Source organism: Lysinibacillus sp. NPDC093688 (assembly GCF_050280145.1).
Lineage (GTDB): Bacteria > Bacillota > Bacilli > Bacillales_A > Planococcaceae > Lysinibacillus > Lysinibacillus xylanilyticus_B.
In genome coordinates this window covers 14,052-40,221 of sequence record NZ_JBNNUX010000009.1, presented here as the reverse complement: position 1 = coordinate 40,221, position 26,170 = coordinate 14,052, and the positions used below count along the sequence as shown (strand labels likewise).

Here is a 26,170-nt window from a genome sequence, read left to right as displayed (position 1 = left end):
GGAGGCTTAATGATGAAAAAATATTTATGTATGTTGATGTTAATTTTTGTTGCTGTTTTATCAGCATGTGGCTCTAGTGATAATTCTAAAGCTAATGATTCTTTCGAAAAAATTAACAAAGAGGGTGTCATAAAAGTCGGTATTGAAGGAGCCTATCCACCATTCAACTTCTACAATTCAAAAAATGAATTAGAAGGATTTGATGTAGACATTACTAATGAAATTGCTAAGCGTATGGGGGTAAAAGTCGAATTCGTTGCTACACCATGGGATTCAATCATTGGAGGACTACTTTCTAAAAAATATGAAATTATTATTTCAAGTATGGCGATTACAGAGGATCGAAAAAAGAAAGTCGATTTCACAGAACCTTATTATTATACAGGTGCACAACTATTCACGAAGTCTAATTCAGCTATTAAAAATCTAGAAACTGATGTAAAAGGGAAGAAAATTGGTGTTGTGACAGGAACTACTTTTACAGATGAAGTCATTAGACTAGGTGGAGAACCTGTATTGTACAAGTCTGATTTACTGTCTTTCCAAGATCTAGTTAACGGTCGTATTGATGGTTCAATTACTGATAAAGCAGTAGGTGGCAATATCATTCTTGAAAACGGTTACGATGTTACTCCTGTAGGTAACGTACTATACGATGAAACAGCGGGCATTACAGTCAACAAAAACCAAAAAGACTTAGTCAATGAAATTGATAAACATATTAAAGACATGGTGAAAGACGGTACCTATGATGAAATTAGTAAAAAATGGTTTGGTAGAAGTATTTTTAAATAGAAGGGAAGATACTATATGTTGGATTTCAGCTTAGTAACAGACTTTTTACCCTTCATGGTGCAAGCTTCGTGGGTAACGTTAAAGTTAACACTTTATTCCACAATTGTTGGATTAATTTTAGGGCTTTTTGTTGCTTTAATGAAAATTTCTAAAGTAAAGATTATTCGTTTAATAGCGGACTTTTATTTATGGATTATTCGAGGTACTCCAATGCTTGTACAACTATTTCTTATTTACTATGGTTTACCTCAAGTTGGGATTGAGCTATCACCTATGGTTGCAGCTGTAATTGCATTAGGCATTAACTCTGCTGCGTATATTGCTGAAATTTACCGCGGTGGCATTATGTCAATATCTAAAGGCCAAATTGAAGCCGCTGAATCATTAGGGATGAGTTATTTTTTACAAATGAGAAAAGTTATCTTACCTCAAGCGTTACGCGTTTCCTTACCGTCATTGGGAAATCAAGCCATTATGATGCTTAAAGACTCTTCCTTAGCCTCACTAGTAACAGTATCGGAGTTACTAATGGTATCGCAACGCTATGCAGCTTCTAACTATGCATTTATTGAATTTTATCTAGTTGCAGCGGGATTCTATCTAGTAATGACAACCTTCTTTACATTTATATTAAACCGTGTGGAAAGAAGAATGTCTGTAAGTGAAATGTAGAGGAGGACACCTAATGAAAAATATAGATAATCATATTCATAAAAATTTACAAGAGGTCATGATTGAGATGGTGGATGTGCATAAAAGCTTCGGTGATTTAGAAGTATTAAAAGGCATTGACATAACAATAAAAAAGGGTGAAGTTGTTTCTCTAATTGGCTCAAGTGGTTCTGGGAAAAGTACACTACTAAGATGTATAAATCATTTAGAAAAAATCACAAGCGGCAACATAACAGTGGATAACATTCATTTAAATGAAAATAAAACTAATATAGCACATATTAAACGGGAAGTAGGAATGGTATTCCAACAATTTAATTTATTCCCTCATATGACTGTGCTGGAGAATATTATGGTAGCACCTTTACATGTTTTAAAGAGAAACAAACATGAAGTTGAAAAAGAGGCTATAGAGCTACTTGGTAAGGTCGGTCTTTTGGATAAGAAAGACTATTATCCTAAAAAACTGTCCGGTGGTCAGCAACAACGTGTTGCGATTGCACGTGCATTGGCTATGAAACCGAAGCTCATGCTATTCGATGAGCCAACATCTGCACTAGATCCTGAATTAGTTGGTGAAGTATTAAACGTAATGAAACAAGTTGCAAGTGAAGGTATGACAATGGTTGTGGTCACACATGAAATGAACTTTGCTCGTGATGTGGCAGATAGAGTTATTTTTATGGTTGATGGGAAAATTGAGGAACAAGGTTGTCCCAAAAAAGTTTTAACCAATCCTAAAAGTTCTAAACTAGCAGCCTTTTTAGGGTTTAAAAATAATCTAGAAAAGGTTGTGAATTGAAAATGCAAACTATGAAAAATGAACAATCTGCAAGTATTTTAATTAACGGTGAGTGGCACAAAACAGAAAATTTAACGCCTTCATTCAATCCTGCAACGAAGGAAGTTATTGGTCACTTTTCTGAGGCTACAATTAATCATACAGAAGCGGCCATTAATAATGCTAGTCAAGCTTATTTAAAATGGAGTAAATTTACCGCTGTACAACGGGCTCAAGTATTAAAAAATATTGCAACGATATTATCAGAACGTAAAAATACGTTAGCCGAATTAATCACTAAAGAAATGGGTAAACCTTTACACGAAGCATTAGGAGAAGTAGAAGTGGCCATTCAAACCGCAATATACTTTAGCGGTGAAGGTAAAAGAGCTATGGGGGAAGTCATTCCATCGATGATTCAAGGCCGTCATATCCATACTGTGCGAACTTCTACAGGAGTTGTTGGTTGTATCACTCCTTGGAATTATCCAATCTCACTTGCTGCATATAAGATCTTCTCAGCATTTATTGCGGGGAACACAGTAGTTTGGAAACCTTCTCCGGAAGTAAACTGTACAGCGACACAATTTACTTCATATATGGTTGAGAGTGGTTTACCGCCAGGTATATTGAACTTAGTGACATCTAGTTCTCCAAACATTGGCGAGTATATTGTAAGCCATAAAGATGTACCCTTACTGACTTTCACAGGCTCAACGAATATAGGCATTAAAATTGCACAAGAAGCTGCAAAACAACTAAAGCGCGTCACACTTGAATTAGGTGGTATTAATGCTGCCATTGTAATGAAAGATGCTGATATAGATTTAGCAGTATCACAGATTATAGCTTCAGGTTATGGTACAAGCGGGCAACGCTGTACAGCGACAAGAAGAGTATTTATACATGAAAGTATTAAAGACCTTTTTCTACAAAAATTAATCGGAGAGACTAGCAAACTGAGAATTGGCAATGGATTAAAAGATAGTACGCAAATCGGTCCTATTATTAATGAAACAAGTTTAAATCAAATCGACTGCGCTGTACAAAAAGCCATTGAAGAGGGTGCTAGATTAGTAACTGGTGGACACATTCTTATGGAAGATGAAGGATATTACTACGCCCTAACGATTTTAGATGATATTGAGACTACTTTTGAAATTGCTCAAGAAGAAGTCTTTGGCCCAGTCCTTTCAATTATCACCTTTGAAAATTACGAGCAAGTTATCACTTGGAACAATGATACGAAATATGGACTTTCAACTGCTGTCTTTACGAATGATTTATCAATAGCTATGCAAGCACAAAATGATTTATCTACTGGACTAGTGTATATCAATGCTGGCACAGCAAATGCAGAACTAGGTGTCCCTTTTGGGGGATTAAAAATGTCTGGCAATGGGCAACGTGAGGTTTCACATCATATGTTAGATTTCATGACAGAATGGAAATCAGTTTATATCAGCTATGGAGGATAATACTATGTCCGAAAATTTATTAACAATGTTAGCTCTCGACATTGAAAAAGAAACGATCGAAGATGTTCATCGAACTAAACAAGAAATAAATGCTTTGGAACAGTACTTAAATGAAGCGCGATCATTATCTGAGAAAAAAAGTGTTCTGATCATTGGTGGAGGAATCATCGGGCTATTAACAGCTTATTTTTTACAAGAAATTGGTTTTGAAGTAAGTATTGTCGAAGCGAAATCATTTGCTGCTGCTGCCTCTGGTAGAAATGGCGGGGCCATTATGACATTAGGACGAGAGTTATCAGAAATGCCGTATTCTTTAAATGCCTTAAAAATTTGGAGCCAATTAAGTGAAAAAGGTATTGAAACACACTTCAAAAAAAATGGACATTTGATGGTGGCTCGAAATGACATAGAAGCAAATATATTAAGAAAATCATATGAATTATATGTCCAAGCAGGAATACATGTGGAATTGTTAGACAATAAATCAATGAAGAAGTATGTGCCATTTTTAAGCGATGATATTCCATTAGGGATCTATAGCCATGACGATGGATCAGCTTATCCATTCACAACTTCTCAAAGTTTAATTAAATCTTTAAAGCAAGGTGGAGCTAAACTTTATAATCATTGTTATGTTGAAAAAATCGTTACTGAAAAAAATAAGATCTTAGCGGTACAAACGCCAAAAGGAAGTTTTACGGCAGATTATTTCATCATCTCCACTGGTCCTTGGACTCAAAAAATCTGCAAGGAACTAAGTGAACATATTCCAATTAGACCTCGACGGTCCCAATTGTTTGCAACAGAAATTGTTCGTCAAAATATTATAAAACCTTTCTTTACAGGGAACGGAATATACTTAAGACAAACACATGCTGGGAATATACTCTTTGGTGGAGGGGGCCCGTGGGAATTAGACGGGTATGAATTAAACAATACAATCCAAGCCATCCAACTACAATCAGGACGTTTTTTAGAGTTATTTCCTAAATTGAAAAATAAAAAATTACTACGCACATTCGCGGGAACAGTAGAGTTAACTCCAGATTTTACACCAATAATGGGTAAATTAATGACACTTGAAAATGGCTTCGTCTCAGCTGGTTACAATGGGCATGGTTTTGGTATATCCACAGTAATGGGGAAGCTAATGAGCTCGTATTTATATGACTATATACACCATACCGAACTGGACGATGTTATAAAAGACATGCTAAAAAAGTTAAGTGTTGACCGTTTTGAAAAAGTGAAAGAAACAGGTGATTAACTATGAAAGACGTTATTATTTGTCGTTGTGAGGAAGTTAGTTTAGGAGATATCGAAGCCGCTAAAGAAAACGGCTTGATAACATCACAAGAAATAAAAATGGCGACACGTCTTGGTATGGGAATGTGCCAAGGAAGAATTTGTCGTTCATTAATCGATAATTATATGTCTGATCAAATTCCACAAGGTATGTCACAGCCTTCTAGTTTAACAGTACATGTCCCTGTCCGTCCTGTTTCACTTTGTCAACTTGCAGCGAGGGAGGATAACGTTTAATGCGCATTCAACATCATCCGATTGTAACTATTTCACCAAAAAAACAGGTAACATTTTATTTTAACGAACAAATATACACTGGACTAGATGGCGATACGATAGCAGCTGCACTTTGGGCGAATCGTGTAACAACCTTGAGACATACGGAGAAAAATAATATGGGACGCAGTTTATTTTGTGGTATTGGGAACTGTTTTGATTGTCGCGTATATATTAAAAACCAAGGAATGGTTAGAGCATGTAACGTACCTATAGTTGAAGGGTTAGAAGTATTCTCCACTGATAGGGGGATCGAATAGTATGAAATACGATGTAGCTATTGTTGGTGGAGGACCAGCAGGTTTACAGGCAGCAATTACACTAGCAAGAAGAGAGGTTTCTGTAGTTGTTATAGAAGAAAATAATATGCTAGGTGGTAAACTCTTAGGACAGTTACATGAAGAAAATAACGGTAATTGGTGGATTGGTAGAGACGTTGCTGAAAGGCTAGTCAACGAAGCAAGAAGTTATAACAATATTACTTTTATTCTTGGTACACAAGTATGGAATATTGATGCAAATTATAAGCTTTACCTTTCGAAAGTGGATGGGTTAGAGATCCTACCAATAGTGGAAGCGGATTATTTACTTTTAGCTACAGGAGCTATTGAAAAAGGGCTTCCTATCAAAGGTTGGACATTACCTAAAGTGATTACTGTGGGTGGAGCCCAAGTACTGACAAATCAATATTTCGTTAAGCCAGGAAATAGAGTAGCAATTATAGGAGCTGATATTCTTTCAATTTCAATCGCTAGAGCTATGAAGTTAGCTGGGGTAGAAGTCGTAGGGATTTATTTACCTCCTAAAAACTTGTTCAATAAATCAATTTCTAATCCAAATCTAGTCATGCAAATTTTTAGCTCAATGGGTAGTCATGCTCCAAATGCATTTATGAAAATGGGCACAAATGTCATAAAAAGTAATGTAGGGCGAAAGCTAGCCCATAAATTTTATCCACCTAGAGGCATAAAAATGTGGGAAATTCCAATATATCTAAATAAATGCATCAGTGAAATTCAAGGCGATCAAGAAGTAAAGGCCGTGAAAGTACAAAATGTAACATTTGAAGGTGAGCTTACAAGTAAAGCAAGAACGTTAAATGTAGACGCAGTTTGTATTTCTGCGGGATTAACACCTCAAACGGAATTATCGGTTGTCTTAAAATGTGAATTTGCAGATATTGATGGATTAAGTGGCAAAGTACCTATTCATAATGAGAGATTGGAAACAACAGTTGAGAACGTTTTCGTTGCGGGAAATATTACAGGAATTGAAGGTGCTAAAGTTTGCATGGCTCAGGGTCATGTTGCAGGACTTAGCATTTTAAATAAGATGGATAAACTGCTGAATTCGAAAGAGCTTCAAGCATCATTAGAACAATTAAAGAAAATAAGAGAAACCTCTCCAATCCAATTTCATTCTAATATTTTTAACGGAAGAGAAAAAATGCAATTACATTGGGATAAATACTATCAATAAAAGAGAGTGAGTGTGAATTATGACAGCAACATATTATATTGAAGTTCCAAAAAAACTAAAGATTAATGAAATTGATATGATGATGGAACTAGAAAAAGATGCTTTTCCAGGAGTAGGTGCCGTTGATGAACAATGTCTTGTACCACTAACTCGATATGGAAAAATGGTTTGGTTTAAAGAAGAAGGTGATGATCGCCCAATCGCAGTTGGAGAATTAATGCGTAATTTTGATAATCCTGATGAAGCTTACGTATTTGGTTATTATGTTCGTTCGGATCAACAAGGTAAAGGTATAGGAAAGAAATTCTTAGTAGAGCTTCTCGATTATATACAAAAACAAGGCTTTAAACATGTAACACTGACTGTAAACACAGAGAATGTAGCAGCGATAAAACTATATGAAGCGTTTGGTTTTGAAATTATTGAAACACGCGAAAACGAATTTGGTAAAGATGAACATCGTTATTGCATGAAAAAGAAGTTTTAACTTCATTTAGCAATGCGGCTTCACTTTCGCGCAAAAAACAATTGTGCTGCCGCTTCGCTTTCGCACAGAAAACATTTGTTGGCCTAATGCCTTCGGCCAATTCCGTACGCAATTTTGTCGAGGCATAATTGATGCTATTGGGGTGAATTGTATGAACAAGATAAAAAGTTCGATCATGGAAGCACTTGATACTTTAAAAAATGGAGACACATTATTAGTTGGTGGCTTTGGATTAATTGGAGCCCCTCTAACGTTAATAGATGCTTTAAAAGAGAAGGAAGTAAGTGAGTTAACTGTTGTCAGTAATAATTTAGGTGAGTCTGGTAAAGGGTTAGGTCTTATTCTAAATCAAAATAAGATTAAGAAAGTTATTGGTTCTTACTTCACAAGTAATAGAGATGTTGGTGAAAAGTATCAGAAGGGGGAGTTAGCTATTCAACTTTTACCCCAAGGTACAATGGCTGAAGCATTAAGAGCTGGTGGAGCAGGAATAGGTGGTTTCTATACTAAAACAGCTGTTGGAACAAAATTAGCAGAAGGAAAGGAACAACGAGTTTTAGATAATGAAACGTATATCTTTGAACATTCTATTAAGGGCAATGTTGCATTCATCCGTGCTCATAAGGCAGATGAGTTAGGAAATTTAACATACTATAAAACGGCTCGAAATTTTAATCCTCTAATGGCAACAGCTGCTGAATATGTAGTTGCAGAGGTGGATGAAATTGTGCCTGTAGGTTCTCTAAATGCAGAAGAAATCGTTACTCCTCATCTATTCGTAGATGCAATTGTAGTTGCAAAAAAAGTTTTAACGAAAGAAGGGGTGAAATGTTTGTGAATGAACAACATCTCATTGCTAGTCGTGTAGCTAAAGAAATACTAGGGCCTGCGGTTGTGAATTTGGGAATCGGCATTCCTACATTAGTATCAGAATATGTCAAAGATGATAAGATTATTTTTCATACAGAAAACGGACTATTAGGTGTTACAGACATAGATCCTAATAATATTGACCCCAACCTAGTCAATGCAGGTAAGCTTCCTATTGGCGAAAAAGTAGGCTCTTCATTTTTTAATAGCGCAGATTCTTTTGCGATGATTCGTGGTGGACATATCGACGTTGCCATACTAGGAGCATTGCAAGTAGATCAAACAGGATTAATCGCTAACTGGGCTGTACCCGGCAAGACTATTTTAGGTGTCGGAGGCGCAATGGACTTGTTATCAGGTGCAAAACAAATAATTGTCGCTATGACACATTGCTCTAAGGAAGGTAAAAGTAAGCTTGTAAAAGAATGTACATTTCCAATAACTTCAACAAGATCTGTTGATATTATTGTTACTAATTTAGCGGTATTTCATGTTAAAGATCATGAACTATATTTGGTCGATTTAATGCCTGGTGTGACATTAGAAACTGTACAACAACATACCGAAGCAATATATAAAGTTGCACTTGCGCATAACCAACTTTAAACAACCAAATCAAAAACAATAGAACCTATATTCCCAATATCTATTAAGATAATATTAGGTCGCGATTGTAATATTTATAGATGTTAGGAGGCGAGTATGTGGAAGAAATTAATACAGTACTTGTAACTGGTTATGCCAAAGCACCTCAAGGGACTTCGATGTATGAAATCTACAAGTATGCAGGGATTGTACTAGAAATAGATAGAGAGAGGCATGTAATTGTAGAAGCAGAATTTACAGTAGTTACAGAGCTTACACAATCTTTCTTCAAAAGACTTTTAATAGGATATTGCTTAGAAGGAGGGGTAGATGACTTAATTGAGAAAATAAGGAGAAACTATTTTGCCCCTAGCCAGCAAGCAATAATTGTAGCGCTACAAGCAGCTGTTCAACGTTATTGGGACAATGTAAATGAATAATGTTTGGTAGTTTAAAAAAGGTAAGGCAGTCTCCTTTTTCAGGATCTTTTTAAAACCGGTCGAGCGTAGAAAAATATAGGTATTTTTATGTAACTATATACAATACGTTTGGTTCGGTTTTTATTTTTATACTACATTTTACAACAGTAGCAAGGAGGAAATATATATGGTAGTTATAGTAAATGCATTTCGAACACCGATAGGTAAACTCGGAGGATCTCTAGCACAAACTTTGCCTGAAGATTTAATTGCCCATGTTATGCAAAATAATCTATCTTCTGTAGGTTATGGGGATGAAATTTTAGATGAAATTATTGTAGGACAAACGAAACAAAGTACTCACGCTCCGAATATCGCAAGGGTCGCAGCATTAAAAGCGAAATTCCACGATACACTATCGGCGTATACTGTACATCGTCAATGTGGTTCGGGGATGCAAGCTGTTATGAATGCTGCGATGGCCATTATGGCGAATCAAGCTGATGTAATACTCGCTGGTGGTGTAGAAAGTATGTCACAAGCACCTTTCTACCTCATCCCAGACCGAACAAATACATTAAACGGAAATCTTACTATTTATGACTCGAATATTGAAAGTCAAGCAAAGTCACAGCCAGAATCGATTTACGGTACTTTTTCAATGGGAGAAACTGCAGAATGGTTAGCGGAAAATTTCAATATTTCAAGAGAAGAACAAGATTATTTTGCATATGAAAGTCAGAAAAAAGCTAAAGCAGCTATTGATAAAGGTGATTTTGAAAGCGAAATTGTCTCAATAGAAGTCAAAACTGGAAAAAAGAAAACCATCCATTTTGCTGTAGATGAACACCCTCGTCTATCAGATATTGACGTTCTAGCTAAATTGCAACCCGTATTTAAAAAAGACGGTAGCGTAACAGCGGGTAATGCCTCAGGACGTAATGATGGAGCTTCAATGTTGTTACTCATGGATGATAAAAAGGCACATTTACTTGGATGTAAGCCACTTGCAAAAATCGTATCATTTTCGTCAGTTGGCATTTCCCCAAAAGAAATGGGTCTTGGTCCTGTTCCAGCTATTGAGCAAGCGTTAGAAAAGGCTGGATTGAATATCCGTGAGATAGATTTATTCGAAATTAATGAAGCTTTTGCTGCACAAACATTAGCATGCGCAAAACAATTATCTCTTCCATTATCCAAACTCAATGTAAACGGTGGCGCCATTGCTTTAGGTCATCCTCTAGGTATGTCTGGTGCTAGAATCTTAACTACATTAGTTCACGCTTTAGAAAAGCGCAAGTTACGTTATGGCGTAGCTGCTATATGTATAGCAGGTGGACAAGGGTTGGCAATGGTTGTAGAAAGATACATGGAGTGAAAAACGAAGACCGTTAAAATTTGTCTGGAGGAGAATTAAATAATGGTGAGAAGAATAGGTATTGCTATGTTTTATCACGAATCACATAGTTTTGTTCCTTATAAAACCGATATTCCTCAATTTGAAAATTATGGATATTGCAAAGGTGAAAAGCTAGTGACTGAATTTCGCGACACAAATACAGAGTTAGGTGGATTCATTGATGTTTTAGAACGCTATAATGATATTGAAATTGTACCGTTACTTTGTGCAGCGGCGATCCCATCCGGTATTGTTACGGCAAGTGCTTACTCTCAAATTGAACATCAAATGGTCACATTACTTCAGCAAGAAAAGGCATTAGACGGACTATTATTAGCACTACATGGCGCTATGGTAGTAGAGGGATTACAAGATCCGGAAGAGCAATACATGAATAAGATCAGAAGTATTGTTGGAAATATTCCTTTAGTTATTACCCTTGATATGCATGCTAACATCAAAGAAAGTTACATAGATTTAGCGAATGCAATCATAGGTTATAAAACATACCCTCACATTGATATGTATGAGACTGGTGAAATTGCAGCAAACGCTCTCATTCAATTACTTTCTGGGCAGCAATTTAAAGTTAAAATGAAAAAACTCTCCTTAATGCCCCCTTCTATTAATATGAGAACATCCGAGGGACCAATGCATAAATTGATGGAAGAATCTAAGATGTTAGAATCAAAAGCAGGCATTTATAATATCACGATATTAGGGGGATTTCCCTATGCGGATGTAGCACAAGTGGGAGCAGGTATTATTGTGACGGGGACAGATGAAGAAATTATAAATAAAGCACTTGAAAATCTGACAAACTTATACATGGATGTAAAAGAAGAGTTCTTAGTAACTCTACCAACAACTAAAGAAGCGATTTCACAGGCGCTTCAACTTTTAGGGGATAAGCCAGTTGTACTAGCTGATATATCCGACAATCCACTAAGTTGTGGTAGCGCTGATACAACAGAACTAATGAGAGAAGTTTTAACGCTAAACATTAAAGATTGTTTAATCGGTGGGATATACGATGTTGAAAGTATCGAAAAATGTAAGGCAGCAGGAATTGGATCTAAAGTCCAGTTACAATTAGGGGGTAAGATTAATCCTCAATACGGACTTCCTATTGAAGTATCGGCAGATGTTATTGCTATTTCAGATGGTGTATTTTATAATTCTGGTCCTTTCCAGAAAAAATATCGTATGGACTTGAAAAATGCTGTGCATATTAAATGTGAAGATGTTGAAGTCTTATTAATAGGTACTCCAATGTCTGCTAATGACCCAGAGATGTTCCGCCATATTGGAATAGAACCTTCAGACAAAAAATTACTTGTACTGAAAGCCAAAAATCATTTTAGAGCAGCATTTGAACCAATCGTGGGAGATATTATTTATGTGGATGCACTAGGTGCAGCCTCAAATTATTTGAGAAACTTCCCATATCAAAATGTACCTGCCTCTATTTGGCCATTAAATAAGGAAGACTACTAATACAAAAAATATTTTAGTCACATCTAAAGGGATGTGGCTTTATTTTTTAACTTCTTTCAGCAAAAGTTTTTTGTAGCGAAAGCAAAGCGTCAGCTACAGAAGTCTCCTATCTCTATAGTTGGTGAGATGAATACGGTTTTAAATCACTTTTCAACGGGTGTCCAAACATTCGCTGAAATAGAGGAACTCAGTCTAAGAACGCCACGTCCTGTGGCAACGACTGAGTGACCAACATCACGTTGGCCCAATGCCTCCGGCGGATGTCACGGAATCGGAAAGGGGTGCTTTGTGCAAGCACAAAGCCGATCCCGGACGCAATTATGCCGAGGCATAATTGCTTAAAAACATAAAAATAGTACCAACTACTAATATTTAATGATAGAATTAGGTGATAAGAATTTTGGAGGTTTTTTTAGATGCTAGATATTCAACAAATACAAGAAGTTTTAAGACATCGTTATCCTTTTTTGTTAGTGGATAGAGTATTAGAATTAGAAGAGGGAAAGAGAGCAGTAGCCATTAAAAACGTAACGATAAATGAAGAGTTTTTTAATGGGCATTTTCCTAATTACCCAGTAATGCCAGGTGTATTAATTGTTGAAGCATTAGCGCAAGTAAGTGCTATTATTATGCTCACAAAAGAAGGGAATCAGGGGAGACTTGGATTGCTGGCAGGTATTGATAACTGTCGCTTTAAGAAACAAGTGAAACCTGGTGATCAATTGCGTCTTGAAGTGGAAATTACACGTTTAAAGGGTGCCATTGGTAAAGGACGTGGGGTTGCAACGGTTGACGGTGAAATTGCTTGTGAAACAGAGCTTATTTTCGCATTCGGAAGCTAAGACCATTCGATTTAAGAGTGCTGCAATAAAACATTGCAGTGCTTTTGTTCTGTTATAAAGGATATTTGAAATATTTGCTGAATATACATAATAAATGAATTGCTTTTGAATGGAGGTGTTTACATGAACCATTCCTTAGTTCTTTATATCGCAACTTGTATCATGCAGCTAATTATCCTCACAAACATCACATTATTAAACGGTCAATGGAATGGCATAACAATGTGGCTATGTACAGGTATATTTATGTTTTCATCCGCGATTTTCGCCTTAAGTAGATTATATAAAAAAAGTTCTAATGTCTAATGAAGATAATACTAAATAAGAATCAAGAGTTGGTAATCACAAACCAACTCTATTTTTTTGACCATTTATCTTCATACAGCAGATGTTTTTCGAAAGCGTAGCGACAGATACAAAAAACTCCCGCCACTGATGATGGTGAAATGAATGGGATTATGATTTCTTTTCAGATCTACATGTGAACGGTAGGGTGAAATGTTATTTCTATAGTGTGACTTAATTCATTTTGACACAGTGTTAATGTTGTTACGGAAAAGACATAAAAACCCAAAAATAAAAAATTTAAGTGAGCCGTTTGGATATATACTTAAATTGAAATAACGAGAACTAATTATGAAGGGGAGATTTTAAATGTCGGAAAACACACCATTTATAAAAGATGTTCCTGATGAAGATGTGAAATTTTCAATAATCATACCTGCTCATAATGAAGAAAATTATATTGGTGAGTGTTTAGCGTCAATTGCAAAATCTGCACAACCTTATAAAGATCAAGTAGAAGTTATAGTTATCCTCAATCGTTGTACGGATAAAACGAAAGAAATCGCACAGTCCTACAATTGCGTAACATTGAATAATAACGATAAAAACTTATCCAAAATTAGAAATGCTGGAGCTGCGTTAGCAAAAGGCGAAATTCTAATTACAATTGATGCTGATACTCGAATGACAGAACATTTGCTATCAGAAGCTGAAAAGCACTTATCATCTAATCAGTACATTGGAGGAGGCGTGAATGGTAATTTTGAAAGAATGTCCTTAGGTATAGTAGTTTCTAGCATGCTGCTAATTGTTCCTTTACTGTTCAAGTACGGTTTGATCTCTGTCGGCATCTTTTGGTGCTATAAAAAAGACTTTCAGGCAATAAAAGGTTTTAATGAGAATATGCTAATGGCAGAGGATGCTGATTTTGCTAAGCGTTTAAAAGAATGGGGCAAGAAGAACGGAAAAAAATACGGAACAATTAAAAATGGAATGATCACTTCTTGTAGACGTTTTGACCATTATGGAGACTGGTTGTTATTAAAGCGTCCAGATATGATTTTTGCTTATATAAAAGGCAATAATGAAAAGGCTGCTAATGAAGCTTACTATGATGATCAAGCAAGATAATGAAAACTCAAATGACTCGTATTCCAGCTTGAGAAACATTCAAACCACTTCGTTGAAAAAAGGAGTGGTTTTTTTAGTGTATATTTTTAGATTTTCTTAAATAATAAGACTTTGCATGACAATAAGATTAACGGAATGATATGATGTTGAATGATTAGTGGAGCCTCTGGGAATATTGTTAAATCAAGGTTTTAAACAGCTAGAATAAAGGTGGTTATGAGCATGGATATAAATGTTCTTGTAGTTGATGACGAAAAGGAAATTGCAGATTTAATTGAGCTTTATTTAAAAAATGAAAATATTAATGTTTATAAATTTTATGATGCTAAGGAAGCGTTAGCGTGTATACACTCTGTCAAATTGGATCTTGCTATTCTTGATGTAATGATGCCTGAAATCGATGGTTTCGAAATTTGCCGAAGAATTCGGGAACAATATCATTTTCCGGTGATTATGTTAACAGCGAAGGAAGAAGAAATAGATAAAATAACGGGACTTACATTAGGGGCTGATGACTACATAACAAAGCCATTTCGTCCATTGGAGGTTATTGCAAGGGTTAAGGCTCAAATTCGCAGATTCACAAAGTACAATCAGCAGGGGATATTACAAAACAATCCAATTATTGATTTTTCAGGTTTGATTATAGAGCAAAAAACTCGGAAATGTATGTTAAATGAAAAACAACTGTCTCTTACTCCTACAGAGTTCTCAATCTTGTGGTTTTTATGTGTAAATCGAGGGCGTGTCGTTTCATCAGAAGAATTATTTCAAGAAGTGTGGCAGGAGAAATATTATAGCAGTAACAATACGGTAATGGTTCACATTAGACATTTACGAGAGAAGATGAATGATACCGTAGAGAACCCTAAATTCATAAAAACTGTCTGGGGAGTTGGGTATACCATTGAAAAATGACTTTGGGAAACTGAAAAGGAAAATAATGCTTCAAGTTATGATAATCTTAGTCATAGCATTGGTTATAGGGTCTTTCATTAGTTATATTCTTATTGATGGTGTATTTCAGGCTCCTTTTGCTGATTGGTTTATTCGATTTTGCGAAAACGTATTGTTACTTGATTTTTATGCAGCACGGGGAATCTATTTAAAATTATTTCAACAAAATAAATCCCTTTGGTTAGCGATTGGCTTAATTATTTTACTATTAGTAATTTTTTATTTTGCACTTTCTCAGTTTACGAAGTATTTTAACAAAATTGCTATAGGTGTTAATATGCTTTCAGAGGAGTCAAATCAGGAAATAAGTCTTCCTTCTGAGTTAGATTTTATGGAGAAAAAATTAAATGATGCTAAAAATAAATTAGAACAACGGGCAAAGGATGCACAGGAGGCTGAGCAACGCAAAAATGATCTCGTTGTTTACTTAGCACATGATATTAAAACACCGCTGACCTCTATGATTGGTTACTTAAGTTTGTTGGATGAGGCAAAGGACATGCCTGTAGACCAAAAAGAAAAGTATGTGAAGATTTCACTAGAAAAATCATATAGGCTAGAGCAGTTGATTAATGAATTTTTTGAGATCACTAGATTTAACTTACAGGCCATAATGTTAGATAAAGAATCCATTAATCTGAATTATATGCTAATGCAATTGGCAGATGAATTTTATCCCTTATTGACCCCAAAAGGACAACAGGCAATTGTGAAAATTGAGGGGGAAATTAAGGTTTTTGCGGATGCCCATAAATTAGCAAGGGTATTTAACAATATTTTTAAAAATGCCATAGCGTATAGTGATGATAATAGTATAATCCATATTAGTGCACACCATCAAAATGACCGGACATTTATTTCATTTACAAATAAGGGAAAAACAATTCCGCCACAAAAATTAAAAATGATTTTTGAAAAGTTCTATCGTTTAGATTCCTCCAGATCGACTCAGGTAGCTGGGGCGGGACTTGGTCTTGCAATTGCCAATGAAATAGTCCATGCACATGGAGGAACGATATCAGCTTCAAGTAATGATGAAAAAACAGTTTTCACGGTTATGCTGCCAACACTTTCTTAAGAAACCTTAAGAATTCTATAATGGATTATTAAAAAACAACTCCTTCTTTTATGTTTCAATAGAGGCATAGAAAGAAGGAGTTGTTTTTATGTTTAAAAGAAAAGGAATTTATAGCGTAATATTTCTGATTATTATTTTTCTGGTGTACATGTTTGTAAAAGAATATCCATTTTATTCGAAGTTAGAAAACTTTGATAATCCACGTCTGGAAATACCGAAGAAAAGTGATATAAATCTTGATGTAAATTTACATAGCTCAAATGCTATTTTAGTGAACTTAGACACAAACAAAATTTTACTGGACAAAGGTAGTGATGAAATTATTTTTCCTGCTTCTTTGACGAAGATAATGACGGTTCTAATCGCAATTGAAAATATCTCGAATTTACAAGAAAAGATTTTGCTTCCTAAAAGTGTATTTAAGAATTTGTATGAAGAAAATGCTTCTATGGCAGGTTTTCTTCCAAATGAGGAGGTAACAGCAGAGGATTTACTTTATGCTACAATGCTACCTTCTGGTGCGGATGCTTCTATCGGCTTAGCCGATAATATAGCTGGGTCAGAGAGAAAATTTGTAAAGTTAATGAACGATAAAGCTAAACAGCTTGGAATGAAAAACACACATTTTATGAATGCAACAGGACTCCATCATCCTGATCATTATACAAGTGTGAAAGATATTTCGTTACTTTTACAATATGCTTTAACCAATAACACCTTTCGGGATATCTATACGGCTGAAAGATACTCAATAAAGTCAACGAATCTTCATCCAGAGGGAATTACGGTGACGAGTCGTATGTTTAACTATTTGAATGGTAATGAAAAGGCGAGCGGTGAAATAATTGGCGGCAAAACTGGCTACACAGAACAAGCAGGCTTATGTTTAGCAAGTCTAGCGACAATTAATGGCGAGGAGTATATTCTAGTAACAGTAGGTGCTAAGGGTGACCCACGAACAGAGCAGTTCAATATTACAGATGCATTAGCTGTATATCGACAACTAAACTAATTAATTCCTTATACAAACTTAAAATAAAATTTTGTCGAAAATAACATACAACCTTTCCGTCCCTTCATATACTTTAACTATCTGAAAGATTTGAGTGACTTGACTATAAACGTTTTCTATTGTAAATAAGGTCATTAAATCTGGTAAACCAGTATGAGAGGATGAGGGGTTTGAAGCATCCCGGCACAAATGTTTTTGAAAGTAAAGAGGAACTATTCATACCTGAAAAAGCATTAGATAAAGATTTTTGCGATCGATTAGTGAAAAAAATCCATAAAAATATTCTAAATGAAAATATAGCAAACGATGTTTATATGTCATATTTCGTGATTTTTGATCAACAATATACATTGAAAGAAATTCAATTTTTACTAGATGTTTTAAAATTGCAAGCAAATGAAATTATTAGATCAAAGCCGATGTTTATTACATTATGTGGTGTGCTATTATCGTTGATTACAATCATTGCCTCTGCGATTAATACAAAGCTGATGATTGGCATCTCATTTGTCCAAATAGTTGCTCTCGCTGTTTTAAGTTTTAATGTAGCTGTATTGTTTATTTCCTATAAAATAGAAAAAGAATATAAAAAAATATACGAAGTCATTAAATTAATCGATTATTATTTAAGCTTTTATAAGTAGGGGGTGGGAATTATGCAAAATATTATTGATCAATTAAATTTATGGATAAATAAAGTACCGGTAGAGTTCCATCAAATGTCTGAACTAGAGATTTCGCGACGACCGGCGCCTCAAAAGTGGTCAAAAAAAGAAATATTAGGACATCTATGCGATTCTGCTATTAATAATCTGGAGAGGTTCATTAAAGTACAATACGATAAGGTTCCTTTTGTACTAACTCCATATGATCAAGTTCAGTGGGTGAAAATCCAAGGGTATCAAGAATTACCGATTGATGAAATATTGAATTTGTGGGTGAGCTTAAATAAAAAAATATTAAATGTTATTAAAAATATCCCCAATGAAAAGCTAACCCTTCAATGTGATATTGGAAATAATGAGCTCATGACGCTACAGTGGCTTATCCAAGACTACCTGGAACATATGGAACATCATATAAAAAAACAGATTTTAAATATAGCGTAGGCTTTTTTAGAAAAGTAAGTAGCATTTTGTTGCAAATCACTTGGCGACAAAATGTATCTAACAATCCTAAAAGGACAACCTCTAACTTCAATCATTTTAGCTTCAAATAATACACGGTAACAAAAAATCAAAAAAGAGCATTTTTTTTATCATTCCTCAAATAATAAGAGTAAAAATTAATTTGAGGAAGTGAAGAGTTGAAAAAATTCTTGTTGTTTTTACCGATTTGCCTATTAACTGTCTCCTTTTTTTATGTAAAAGTCGGCGCAGAAAAATATGAACATAAGGGGAGAAAGTATTATGAAGAAGCCGGACAAATTGTTTGGGAAATTAATACAGATGAAAAAATTATTGCCCTTACCTTTGATGATGGGCCACATCGAAAGTACACATCTCAGATTTTAGATGTGTTAGCCAAACACGATGCGAAAGCAACTTTTTTTATTGTCGGTCAAAATGCAGAAAAAAATCCTGAAGTTGTAGCAAGAATGTATAAGGAAGGTCATGAACTAGCCAACCATACATTTACCCACCCATTAAGAACAAATGTCTCGAATTTACTTAAGGAAATAAAACAAACAGATGACACTATTCAGAACATCACTGGAACTAAGCCTACTTTATTCCGACCTGTTGAAGGCCAGTATTCAGATGCAATGATTGAAGCGATTGCTAAAGAAGGATATAAAGTGGTTATGTGGTCATGGCATTTAGATACATTAGATTGGAAAAGTCCAGGTACAAATAGAATTGTGAATACTGTGATAAATGGTGTTAAAGAAGGCAATATCGTTCTTTTTCATGATGGAGGCGGAAATCGTCATCAAACTGTGAAAGCGATGGAAAAAATTTTAACTGAACTTGACAGTCAAGGCTATCGATTTGTCACAGTTTCTGAATTACTCGACGTGCAGGGTAAAAAGGACAAAAACAAATAAGTATCCGAATGGATTAAATTACAACTAAAAGTGTCACTTTTGTATTCTTTTTATGTGCTAAAAATTAGAAAAAATTTGATAAAAATAATAAATTATGTGAAAATCAGGCTAAAATATAAAAAGTCTGATTTTTCCATTTTTTAAGAATGAATTATTTATTTAGCTTATATGTTTGTATTTCATTTGGAGCTGTATGTTTAAGTTTTTGGATTTTTTTCAAAAGGATTTAAATACTATTCAAAAAGGGTTCGATACAATAAAGATTAAATTTATTTAAAACAGTGCCATGATATTAGTTGATTGGAGTGAAGGCTGGGCGACTCCTCGGGGATCAGCGTCACAGATGAGACCCTGGAGCGAAGCGAAGCGGCTCATCGGACGCCCCCAGGAAAGCGCCCAGCCGGAACGGAAATCAATCCCACGTTATGCTCATGACCTAAAAAATGGTATAATCACCTTGATAAATAGAGGGGGATTGGCATTGTGTAAAGTTGAATTGGTAGAATTTAATGATGAACTTTTAGAGGGCATTGGGAGTTATTGTCTTAGAAGTAAGAAGAAATCAAATGGATATATAAATAAGAATAAATGGCTGAATAATAGATTTGAAGAAGGCTTGAAATATGTGCAAGTAATTGCCAATAATAAACAAGTTGGGTTTATTGAATATACAGAAGCAGAAAATTCATCAAGAGTGGTTCATGCTGATGGTTATTTAGTCATTCATTGTTTATGGATAAGTGAAGTTGGAAAAGGATACGGTACTCGATTAATTAATAAATGTTTAGAAGATGCAAAAAAACTTGCAAAAAAAGGTGTTGTTGTTGTTACAAATTCAACTACGTCTTGGGCGCCAAGTAAAGAAATTTTTTTGAAAAACGATTTTCAACTTATTGATACTGCACCATATGATTTTGAATTACTGGTATACCCTTTGTGCAGCGAAGCCGAACAACCATATTTTCCGAATGATTGGGAGGAGAGATTAAAAAAATTCACCAACTTGACGATTTTACGTTCATTCCAATGTCCATATGTCGAAGTTGCATCAGAAAATATTATAGCCGGTGCAAATAAATTAAATATACAAGTGGAAATTATTGATCTCAAAGATAGAGAAGCGTTGATGGAACTGGTGCCAACCCCGTATGGTATTTTTTCTGTCATTTATAAGGGACAGCTTCTTTCATTTCAGAGGCTAACAATACATTCAGTGATAAAAAAATTACGAGAACTTATGCAATAACAACAGCGCAAATGATATATAATTGCATAAGAGTACATGTGATTTCTAATATTCTATGAGGATTTTAGTTGACTGCTACTAGGAAACAGGTAAAATAGAAAATCAGTACCATTATATACCTATAACTTAGCAGATAACTGAGGTGTCTATAGCAAGTGCTTCTCTGACACCTTCACTTTTACAAAGTCTACAGCATTATCACCTACATAGAATAAAGAGCTTATATAGTGATTAGAAATGATGGATTTTATGAAGATTGTTGTAGGACAAGATTTGTCATGAAATTTTGACAGTCTTTTTCTTTTCGTCTTCCCTTTAACCTGTTAAGATGGTATTAGTGTGACAACAAGTTAGTGTATATGAGAGTGGTGACAATCAAGATGGATGAACAGAAAAAAGATAGTGTAGAACAGCAGCCAGAACAAACATCCCCTGCTGAAATAAAACCAGCAGTACGATTTGTACAGATGAAACCGTTTAAATTTATCATGTTGATGTTCTTTACAATTCTTATTACTGCAGGCTTAACGATATTTGCGTTAACATTCGGTGAAAAGAAAGTAGTTGAAGTGAAAGTACCGAGTGGGCGTGCAGAATTTGCGAAACTATACGAAGCCTATGATTTACTTAAAAACAAATATTACAAAGATATCGACGATGTAAAAGTGGTCGACGGCGCTATTAACGGCATGTTCGACGCATTAGATGATCCGTATTCTGATTTTATGGTGAAAGACGAAGCAGAACAATTTCAGTCTGGATTGTCTTCAAGTTTCCAAGGAATTGGTGCGGAAATTCAAGAACGTAACGGTTCTATTACTGTTGTGTCACCTATTAAAAACTCACCTGCAGAAAAGGCAGGGCTATTACCGAAAGATATTATCTTAACAGTGGATGGAAAAAGCATTCACGGGTTAAGTGCTTCTGAAGCGGTAGCGCGTATTCGCGGTGAAAAGGGAACGCCTGTAAAACTAACCGTGAAACGAGGAACTAATGCTGAACCTATTAATATGACGATTGTCCGTGACGAAATTCCGGTTGAAACGGTTTACGGAGAAATGCTTGAAGGGGATATTGCCCATATTCAAATTACGTCATTTAGTGAAAATACAGCAAAAGAATTTGAGAAGATTCTTGCAGATTACGATGGTAAAGCCAAAGGTATCGTATTAGATTTACGTCAAAATCCTGGCGGCTTCCTAGATGCTGCAGTAGAGATTTCAAATTTATTCGTTCCAGAAGGTAAAGCGATTGTACAAGTGCAACAAAAAGACGAGGAGCCGGAAATTACAACAGCTGTTTCTGGTAAAAAATATAATGTTCCGGTAACAGTACTTGTCGATAGCGGCAGTGCTTCTGCTTCTGAAATATTAGCTGGTGCACTAAAAGAATCTGTTGGTGCTAAAATTGTTGGAGAAACATCGTTTGGTAAAGGTACAGTGCAAAATGTCACACCATTAAAAGATGGCTCTAACCTTAAATACACAACAGGTAAATGGTTAACACCAAATGGTAACTGGATTCATGAAAAAGGCATTGCTCCAGATGTTAAAGTGTCATACCCACCTTATGCATCATTACCATACTTAGATCCAACTGTGGAAATGAAAATGGGTGTGCAATCTAACTCTGTAAAAGCAGCTCAAGAGATGCTAGAAGTTCTAGGATACGAGCCTGGAAATGCAGACGGTATTTTTGAACAAAATACAGAACGTGCAGTGAAAAAACTGCAAGCTGCAAATGGTTTTGAAGAAACTGGTGTTTTAACTGGCGATACAACGTATGCTTTAATGGATGCATTACGCGCTAAAATAAAAGCAGAGGATCCTCAATTGTTAAAAGCAAAGGAACTGCTAACAGGTACACCAGCAAAAACTGAGTAAACTACAAACTAACAAGTAGCTGTCGCAGTAGGCGTCTCTAATGGCCTTTTGCGACAGCTTTTTTTATGGAGGTAATAATTATGAAGGACGTATACTTATTTAGTGGTTTTTTAGGTAGCGGAAAAACATCTATGCTAACAGATGTTATTCGACAACTAAAGGAAAAAAATTTAAAGCCCGCTGTCATTATGAATGAGCTTGGAAAGCTACCATTTGACTCACAGGCTGTGGAAAAGGATATTCCGTTAAAGGAAATGTTAGAGGGCTGTATTTGCTGCTCTGGCGCCGAAAAAACAGAGGCACAAATTCAATCTCTTCTATTAGATAGTGACTTTGATGTCCTCATTATTGAAACAACAGGTGCTGCACATCCTGTGGAAGCATTAGACGCTGTTTACTCACCGTTATTTGCAGAAAAGTTAAATATCAAAGGAATTGTCACAGTTGCTGATTCGAAGCTGTGGCTAAACCGAGAGACATTAACTCCGCAAGTGCGCTCTTTATTTATGGAACAAATCCGTCACGCACACTTATTATTGGCCAATAAAACGGATTTACTAACAGAAGCTGAGCAGGCACAGGTTGTTTATGAGCTACAAGGTTTTAATCCTCATGCCTTTATTTTGCAAACTACAAATGGGCGCGTGCCGTTACGATTATTAGAAGATTTAAAGGCAACAGTACAGGTGGATAAACAAGATATTGTGAAAGCGCCTATAGCATCGATGCATCTGGGCTCACGATTAGTTGAATTTAAAGACGTTAACTTTACACAAGAGCAATTTGAGGATTGGGTACGTACATTGCCTGAAACTGTGTATCGAATGAAAGGTTATGTGCCAATTGAAGGTGTCAAAAATCCTATGCTGTTTCAATATGCATACGGCATGGTCCAATGGCTTCCAGAGTATGTAAAAATGCCCGCAAAACTCGTGATCATTGGTGAAGATGTAAGTAGTTTAAACGTCATTGGTATTGAGTAAACGCTGAAGTTAGTTAAAATAGAAATCTTAAAACTGTCAAATTCTACTTGTCAGACGAAAGTTTTGTTCGTATCGTCTTTCTGTTAGTAGAAATTATGGCAGTTTTTTTGTGTGAGTGCGCGTTAAAAACTATTTGAATTTTGAAAATATTTGATAGTTTTTAAGAGGTGTCAACCCTATTTATAACGTAAGTATTTCATAGGTTGGTGAAACCTGCTAAAAACCAATGCTAAAAACCCTCTATTTGACGCGAATCTATTTCTATGATGGTGTTGCTAGCAGATGCTGGTAAGAAATTTATGAAAATCGTACTTTACGATTGTTTGCAGAGAAGGAGGAATTGCAAAAATGAAAAAAACACTAACTGCAATTTGTGCAACATTTTTATTAGCAGCTCCAATTCAAATGGCTTCCGCTGCAGAAAATACTACAGAGGGGAACACAACTACAGACTGTAATAAAGTTTATTCTTATAAATGGTCCAATCAATGGTCAAACCAGTGGTCAAATCATAAGTGGTATGTAAATCTACCACAATCACAAGCACCATCAAAAGAAGTACAAGTACCAGAAAATAATCAAACATCAAATAACAATACACAAGCAACAACAAATAACAATACACAAACAACTCAAAAAGATAATACAGCTACTAAACCAGCTCAATCTTCACCATCAACAACTACTTCAGATGTGAATGCTTTTGAACAAGAAGTTGTGAAATTAACGAATGCTGAACGTACAAAAGCAGGTTTAGCACCATTTAAAACAGATGATAAATTGATGGCAGCTGCACGTGAAAAATCACAAGATATGCAATCTAAAAACTATTTTTCACATACAAGCCCAACATTCGGTTCACCATTTGATCGTATGAAAGCTTTAGGTATTACGTATAAGAGTGCAGGTGAAAATATTGCACAAGGTCAACGTACACCTCAAGAAGTAGTACAAGGTTGGATGAATTCACCAGGTCACCGTGCGAATATTTTAAATGAGAAATTTACGCATATTGGTGTTGGCTATGTGAAATCAGGTAACTACTGGACTCAACAATTTATCCAAAAATAATCGTATAAATTGAATAGCTTCATTGAATAATAGGATGTCCACTAAGTCGTAAATGGCTTAGTGGACATCTTTTTTTGCAAAAATACAAATTAGAAATGATTATAGTTAAAATTCATAGTGCAAAAAACTATTATGTCAGTGAAATTAAGGTGCCATAATAAATAAAGTATGGCAATAAAGTATGGCTCTTTGGCAAAACGAGGGGTTGATTTCATATGAACCTTCTGGCATCACTCACATTAATTAAAGCGAGTCGTAGTAATTGGCTCGACGCACGCTCATAGGAAAGTGAGTAGCCCGGAACCGAAATTATCTTTATTTAAAAGTGTGAAAAAGTTGTTTTAATCTACGTCCTTAATAACATTTGGCTTAAAAATATACAACAAAGATATAATCATAATTAGACATCCACAATATAACATTATATTGGATATAGTCATATTCATTACAAGGGCAATAGAAACAAAAGCATATGAGAGTGGAACGAGCCCGTTCGAAAATGCGTTTACTAGGCTCATCACTCTGCCTATTTTATCTTGCTGGCTCTTTTCTTGAATTATTGAAATAAGCGATACATTGATGATAGAAGAAAGTATCCCCATAATGGATAATAAAAAAATACCTTGCCAAAGAAAATGAATGTACCCAAGTAAGGATAAACAAATGCCAAGTACGTTGATGATGATTAAGATGGATAAACCTCTTTTTTTTCTGAAATTAACGATTCCTACTGTTAACGCCCCTGCCAACATTCCTCCCTGATAGGAGCTCTGTAAAAAACTTAAATGTAATGCTTCTCCATGGATTACATTATTAATAATAAGAGGAATACCCATTTGAAGGGGGCCGAAAAAGAAAAAATTAACGATAATAAGAATTATGAGCATGTTTTTCAGAAATGACATATTCCAAACATACTTTAGTCCATCCAAAAGTTCGTCTTTCGTAGAACCATTATTCGAGGGAGCGTTCTTTTTCTGCTCTCTAATACAACATGAAAATAGGAAGGTCATAAACAAAAAAGCAGCAATCATGGAAAACAAAAGACTAAACGTTCCTTTTGATAAAATCCATCCGCCTATCATAGGTCCAGAAAACATGGCAATCTGATTTGAGCTTTGTAAAAATGAATTAGCTCTTGTTATAGAACTGCTCGAAACTAACAATGGCAGCATTGACGTATTGGCTGGGGAAAAGAATGCATCTACAATTCCAAATAATATGGCAAAACCAATAAGCGACCAAATTTCAAGGATGCTCATTTGAAGGAAGAGAATCATAACAGCAACTATAACAAATCGTATAAAGCTTGAAACAAGCATAATACGTGACCTTCTAAACCGGTCTGCCCATACTCCTCCAACTATCATAAAGAGAATGCGAAAAATCATTGTCATCATCATAACGATTCCTAAGGCTGATTCCATTTTCAAAACCGTAATAATATACCATTGTTCAGCGAATAAGTAGGTAGATAAAGCTATAAAAGAGGCTGTACTCGATAGCCATAGAAAAATAAAAGCGCGATTTTTAAATAAAGATGAAGAATTCCCCTCGTTTGGGGGTGACCAAAGTACCTCTTGATTACTCAA

28 protein-coding genes are annotated in these 26,170 nt (G+C 35.3%); 27 read left to right on the top strand and 1 reads right to left on the bottom strand.

Annotation, left to right across the window (positions count from 1 at the left end):
• Positions 1-9 precede the first annotated feature (9 nt).
• The 27 genes from ACQKN2_RS09535 to ACQKN2_RS09405 all read left to right on the top strand — a co-directional run bounded on the left by ACQKN2_RS09535 (position 10) and on the right by ACQKN2_RS09405 (position 24,578).
• Positions 10-795 (top strand): transporter substrate-binding domain-containing protein, encoded by a 786-nt coding sequence (locus ACQKN2_RS09535; RefSeq protein WP_427414764.1) that lies wholly within the window; start codon positions 10-12, stop codon positions 793-795.
• A gap of 15 nt (positions 796-810) precedes the next feature.
• Entirely contained in the window at positions 811-1,467 is a 657-nt protein-coding gene (locus tag ACQKN2_RS09530) for an amino acid ABC transporter permease (protein ID WP_427414763.1), read from the top strand.
• Positions 1,468-1,525: 58 nt separating this feature from the next.
• Positions 1,526-2,269 carry an amino acid ABC transporter ATP-binding protein gene (locus ACQKN2_RS09525; RefSeq protein ID WP_427414865.1) on the top strand — a complete coding sequence of 248 codons (744 nt, stop codon included), beginning with the start codon at positions 1,526-1,528 and terminating at the stop codon, positions 2,267-2,269.
• A gap of 2 nt (positions 2,270-2,271) precedes the next feature.
• Positions 2,272-3,726 carry an aldehyde dehydrogenase family protein gene (locus ACQKN2_RS09520; RefSeq protein ID WP_427414762.1) on the top strand — a complete coding sequence of 485 codons (1,455 nt, stop codon included), beginning with the start codon at positions 2,272-2,274 and terminating at the stop codon, positions 3,724-3,726.
• Between the two features lie 4 nt (positions 3,727-3,730).
• Positions 3,731-4,993: an NAD(P)/FAD-dependent oxidoreductase gene (locus ACQKN2_RS09515; protein ID WP_427414761.1), complete on the top strand. Its 1,263-nt coding sequence runs from the start codon at positions 3,731-3,733 to the stop codon at positions 4,991-4,993.
• Between the two features lie 2 nt (positions 4,994-4,995).
• On the top strand, positions 4,996-5,268 hold the full coding sequence (locus ACQKN2_RS09510; protein WP_427414760.1) for a (2Fe-2S)-binding protein: 273 nt from the start codon (positions 4,996-4,998) through the stop codon (positions 5,266-5,268).
• Positions 5,268-5,567: a (2Fe-2S)-binding protein gene (locus ACQKN2_RS09505; RefSeq protein ID WP_427414759.1), complete on the top strand. Its 300-nt coding sequence runs from the start codon at positions 5,268-5,270 to the stop codon at positions 5,565-5,567. Before ACQKN2_RS09510 ends, ACQKN2_RS09505 begins: the two co-directional genes overlap by 1 nt.
• A 1-nt stretch (position 5,568) precedes the next feature.
• Positions 5,569-6,786 (top strand): NAD(P)/FAD-dependent oxidoreductase, encoded by a 1,218-nt coding sequence (locus ACQKN2_RS09500; RefSeq protein WP_427414758.1) that lies wholly within the window; start codon positions 5,569-5,571, stop codon positions 6,784-6,786.
• Between the two features lie 19 nt (positions 6,787-6,805).
• The gene (locus tag ACQKN2_RS09495; RefSeq protein ID WP_427414757.1) at positions 6,806-7,273 is read left to right on the top strand and encodes a GNAT family N-acetyltransferase; all 468 of its coding nucleotides are present in this window, start codon (positions 6,806-6,808) and stop codon (positions 7,271-7,273) included.
• Positions 7,274-7,424: 151 nt separating this feature from the next.
• Complete coding sequence (locus ACQKN2_RS09490; RefSeq protein WP_427414756.1) at positions 7,425-8,111, top strand: CoA transferase subunit A; 687 nt, start codon at positions 7,425-7,427, stop codon at positions 8,109-8,111.
• The gene (locus tag ACQKN2_RS09485) at positions 8,102-8,749 is read left to right on the top strand and encodes a 3-oxoacid CoA-transferase subunit B (protein ID WP_427414755.1); all 648 of its coding nucleotides are present in this window, start codon (positions 8,102-8,104) and stop codon (positions 8,747-8,749) included. Before ACQKN2_RS09490 ends, ACQKN2_RS09485 begins: the two co-directional genes overlap by 10 nt.
• A 98-nt stretch (positions 8,750-8,847) precedes the next feature.
• Positions 8,848-9,168 carry a DUF3870 domain-containing protein gene (locus ACQKN2_RS09480; RefSeq protein ID WP_427414754.1) on the top strand — a complete coding sequence of 107 codons (321 nt, stop codon included), beginning with the start codon at positions 8,848-8,850 and terminating at the stop codon, positions 9,166-9,168.
• A gap of 166 nt (positions 9,169-9,334) precedes the next feature.
• Complete coding sequence (locus tag ACQKN2_RS09475; RefSeq protein ID WP_427414753.1) at positions 9,335-10,525, top strand: thiolase family protein; 1,191 nt, start codon at positions 9,335-9,337, stop codon at positions 10,523-10,525.
• Positions 10,526-10,567: 42 nt separating this feature from the next.
• Entirely contained in the window at positions 10,568-12,043 is a 1,476-nt protein-coding gene (locus ACQKN2_RS09470) for a M81 family metallopeptidase (RefSeq protein WP_427414752.1), read from the top strand.
• A gap of 416 nt (positions 12,044-12,459) precedes the next feature.
• A complete protein-coding gene (gene fabZ, locus ACQKN2_RS09465) occupies positions 12,460-12,885 on the top strand; it encodes a 3-hydroxyacyl-ACP dehydratase FabZ (protein ID WP_376074467.1) in 426 nt (141 codons plus the stop codon).
• 123 nt (positions 12,886-13,008) lie between these two features.
• Entirely contained in the window at positions 13,009-13,191 is a 183-nt protein-coding gene (locus ACQKN2_RS09460; protein ID WP_427414751.1) for a hypothetical protein, read from the top strand.
• A gap of 348 nt (positions 13,192-13,539) precedes the next feature.
• Positions 13,540-14,301 carry a glycosyltransferase gene (locus tag ACQKN2_RS09455; protein ID WP_427414750.1) on the top strand — a complete coding sequence of 254 codons (762 nt, stop codon included), beginning with the start codon at positions 13,540-13,542 and terminating at the stop codon, positions 14,299-14,301.
• Positions 14,302-14,523: 222 nt separating this feature from the next.
• On the top strand, positions 14,524-15,219 hold the full coding sequence (vanR, locus tag ACQKN2_RS09450; protein WP_427414749.1) for a VanR-ABDEGLN family response regulator transcription factor: 696 nt from the start codon (positions 14,524-14,526) through the stop codon (positions 15,217-15,219).
• Positions 15,220-15,244: 25 nt separating this feature from the next.
• On the top strand, positions 15,245-16,336 hold the full coding sequence (locus ACQKN2_RS09445; protein ID WP_427414864.1) for a sensor histidine kinase: 1,092 nt from the start codon (positions 15,245-15,247) through the stop codon (positions 16,334-16,336).
• An 88-nt stretch (positions 16,337-16,424) separates the two neighbouring features.
• Complete coding sequence (locus ACQKN2_RS09440; protein ID WP_427414748.1) at positions 16,425-17,348, top strand: D-alanyl-D-alanine carboxypeptidase family protein; 924 nt, start codon at positions 16,425-16,427, stop codon at positions 17,346-17,348.
• A gap of 170 nt (positions 17,349-17,518) precedes the next feature.
• Positions 17,519-17,992 carry a hydroxymyristoyl-ACP dehydratase gene (locus tag ACQKN2_RS09435; protein ID WP_427414747.1) on the top strand — a complete coding sequence of 158 codons (474 nt, stop codon included), beginning with the start codon at positions 17,519-17,521 and terminating at the stop codon, positions 17,990-17,992.
• Between the two features lie 12 nt (positions 17,993-18,004).
• On the top strand, positions 18,005-18,457 hold the full coding sequence (locus tag ACQKN2_RS09430) for a DinB family protein (RefSeq protein WP_427414746.1): 453 nt from the start codon (positions 18,005-18,007) through the stop codon (positions 18,455-18,457).
• Between the two features lie 197 nt (positions 18,458-18,654).
• On the top strand, positions 18,655-19,395 hold the full coding sequence (locus tag ACQKN2_RS09425) for a polysaccharide deacetylase family protein (protein ID WP_427414745.1): 741 nt from the start codon (positions 18,655-18,657) through the stop codon (positions 19,393-19,395).
• Between the two features lie 481 nt (positions 19,396-19,876).
• Positions 19,877-20,641 (top strand): GNAT family N-acetyltransferase, encoded by a 765-nt coding sequence (locus ACQKN2_RS09420; protein WP_427414744.1) that lies wholly within the window; start codon positions 19,877-19,879, stop codon positions 20,639-20,641.
• A 380-nt stretch (positions 20,642-21,021) separates the two neighbouring features.
• Positions 21,022-22,524: a S41 family peptidase gene (locus ACQKN2_RS09415; protein ID WP_427414743.1), complete on the top strand. Its 1,503-nt coding sequence runs from the start codon at positions 21,022-21,024 to the stop codon at positions 22,522-22,524.
• Positions 22,525-22,604: 80 nt separating this feature from the next.
• Positions 22,605-23,507, top strand: a complete 903-nt coding sequence (locus ACQKN2_RS09410) for a CobW family GTP-binding protein (protein WP_427414742.1) — start codon at positions 22,605-22,607, stop codon at positions 23,505-23,507.
• A gap of 348 nt (positions 23,508-23,855) precedes the next feature.
• The gene (locus ACQKN2_RS09405; RefSeq protein WP_427414741.1) at positions 23,856-24,578 is read left to right on the top strand and encodes a CAP domain-containing protein; all 723 of its coding nucleotides are present in this window, start codon (positions 23,856-23,858) and stop codon (positions 24,576-24,578) included.
• A gap of 341 nt (positions 24,579-24,919) precedes the next feature.
• Here ACQKN2_RS09405 and ACQKN2_RS09400 read toward each other — a convergent pair whose 3' ends face one another.
• Positions 24,920-26,170 carry an MFS transporter gene (locus ACQKN2_RS09400; RefSeq protein ID WP_427414740.1) on the bottom strand — a complete coding sequence of 417 codons (1,251 nt, stop codon included), beginning with the start codon at positions 26,168-26,170 and terminating at the stop codon, positions 24,920-24,922.

Bases quoted from the DNA above. Each gene is read 5' to 3' on its own strand.
- ACQKN2_RS09535 (WP_427414764.1), top strand. From the start codon at position 10: ATGATGAAAAAATATTTATGTATGTTGATGTTAATTTTTGTTGCTGTT.
- ACQKN2_RS09530 (WP_427414763.1), top strand. From the start codon at position 811: ATGTTGGATTTCAGCTTAGTAACAGACTTTTTACCCTTCATGGTGCAA.
- ACQKN2_RS09525 (WP_427414865.1), top strand. From the start codon at position 1,526: ATGATTGAGATGGTGGATGTGCATAAAAGCTTCGGTGATTTAGAAGTA.
- ACQKN2_RS09520 (WP_427414762.1), top strand. From the start codon at position 2,272: ATGCAAACTATGAAAAATGAACAATCTGCAAGTATTTTAATTAACGGT.
- ACQKN2_RS09515 (WP_427414761.1), top strand. From the start codon at position 3,731: ATGTCCGAAAATTTATTAACAATGTTAGCTCTCGACATTGAAAAAGAA.
- ACQKN2_RS09510 (WP_427414760.1), top strand. From the start codon at position 4,996: ATGAAAGACGTTATTATTTGTCGTTGTGAGGAAGTTAGTTTAGGAGAT.
- ACQKN2_RS09505 (WP_427414759.1), top strand. From the start codon at position 5,268: ATGCGCATTCAACATCATCCGATTGTAACTATTTCACCAAAAAAACAG.
- ACQKN2_RS09500 (WP_427414758.1), top strand. From the start codon at position 5,569: ATGAAATACGATGTAGCTATTGTTGGTGGAGGACCAGCAGGTTTACAG.
- ACQKN2_RS09495 (WP_427414757.1), top strand. From the start codon at position 6,806: ATGACAGCAACATATTATATTGAAGTTCCAAAAAAACTAAAGATTAAT.
- ACQKN2_RS09490 (WP_427414756.1), top strand. From the start codon at position 7,425: ATGAACAAGATAAAAAGTTCGATCATGGAAGCACTTGATACTTTAAAA.
- ACQKN2_RS09485 (WP_427414755.1), top strand. From the start codon at position 8,102: ATGTTTGTGAATGAACAACATCTCATTGCTAGTCGTGTAGCTAAAGAA.
- ACQKN2_RS09475 (WP_427414753.1), top strand. From the start codon at position 9,335: ATGGTAGTTATAGTAAATGCATTTCGAACACCGATAGGTAAACTCGGA.
- ACQKN2_RS09470 (WP_427414752.1), top strand. From the start codon at position 10,568: ATGGTGAGAAGAATAGGTATTGCTATGTTTTATCACGAATCACATAGT.
- fabZ (WP_376074467.1), top strand. From the start codon at position 12,460: ATGCTAGATATTCAACAAATACAAGAAGTTTTAAGACATCGTTATCCT.
- ACQKN2_RS09460 (WP_427414751.1), top strand. From the start codon at position 13,009: ATGAACCATTCCTTAGTTCTTTATATCGCAACTTGTATCATGCAGCTA.
- ACQKN2_RS09455 (WP_427414750.1), top strand. From the start codon at position 13,540: ATGTCGGAAAACACACCATTTATAAAAGATGTTCCTGATGAAGATGTG.
- vanR (WP_427414749.1), top strand. From the start codon at position 14,524: ATGGATATAAATGTTCTTGTAGTTGATGACGAAAAGGAAATTGCAGAT.
- ACQKN2_RS09445 (WP_427414864.1), top strand. From the start codon at position 15,245: ATGCTTCAAGTTATGATAATCTTAGTCATAGCATTGGTTATAGGGTCT.
- ACQKN2_RS09440 (WP_427414748.1), top strand. From the start codon at position 16,425: ATGTTTAAAAGAAAAGGAATTTATAGCGTAATATTTCTGATTATTATT.
- ACQKN2_RS09430 (WP_427414746.1), top strand. From the start codon at position 18,005: ATGCAAAATATTATTGATCAATTAAATTTATGGATAAATAAAGTACCG.
- ACQKN2_RS09415 (WP_427414743.1), top strand. From the start codon at position 21,022: ATGGATGAACAGAAAAAAGATAGTGTAGAACAGCAGCCAGAACAAACA.
- ACQKN2_RS09410 (WP_427414742.1), top strand. From the start codon at position 22,605: ATGAAGGACGTATACTTATTTAGTGGTTTTTTAGGTAGCGGAAAAACA.
- ACQKN2_RS09405 (WP_427414741.1), top strand. From the start codon at position 23,856: ATGAAAAAAACACTAACTGCAATTTGTGCAACATTTTTATTAGCAGCT.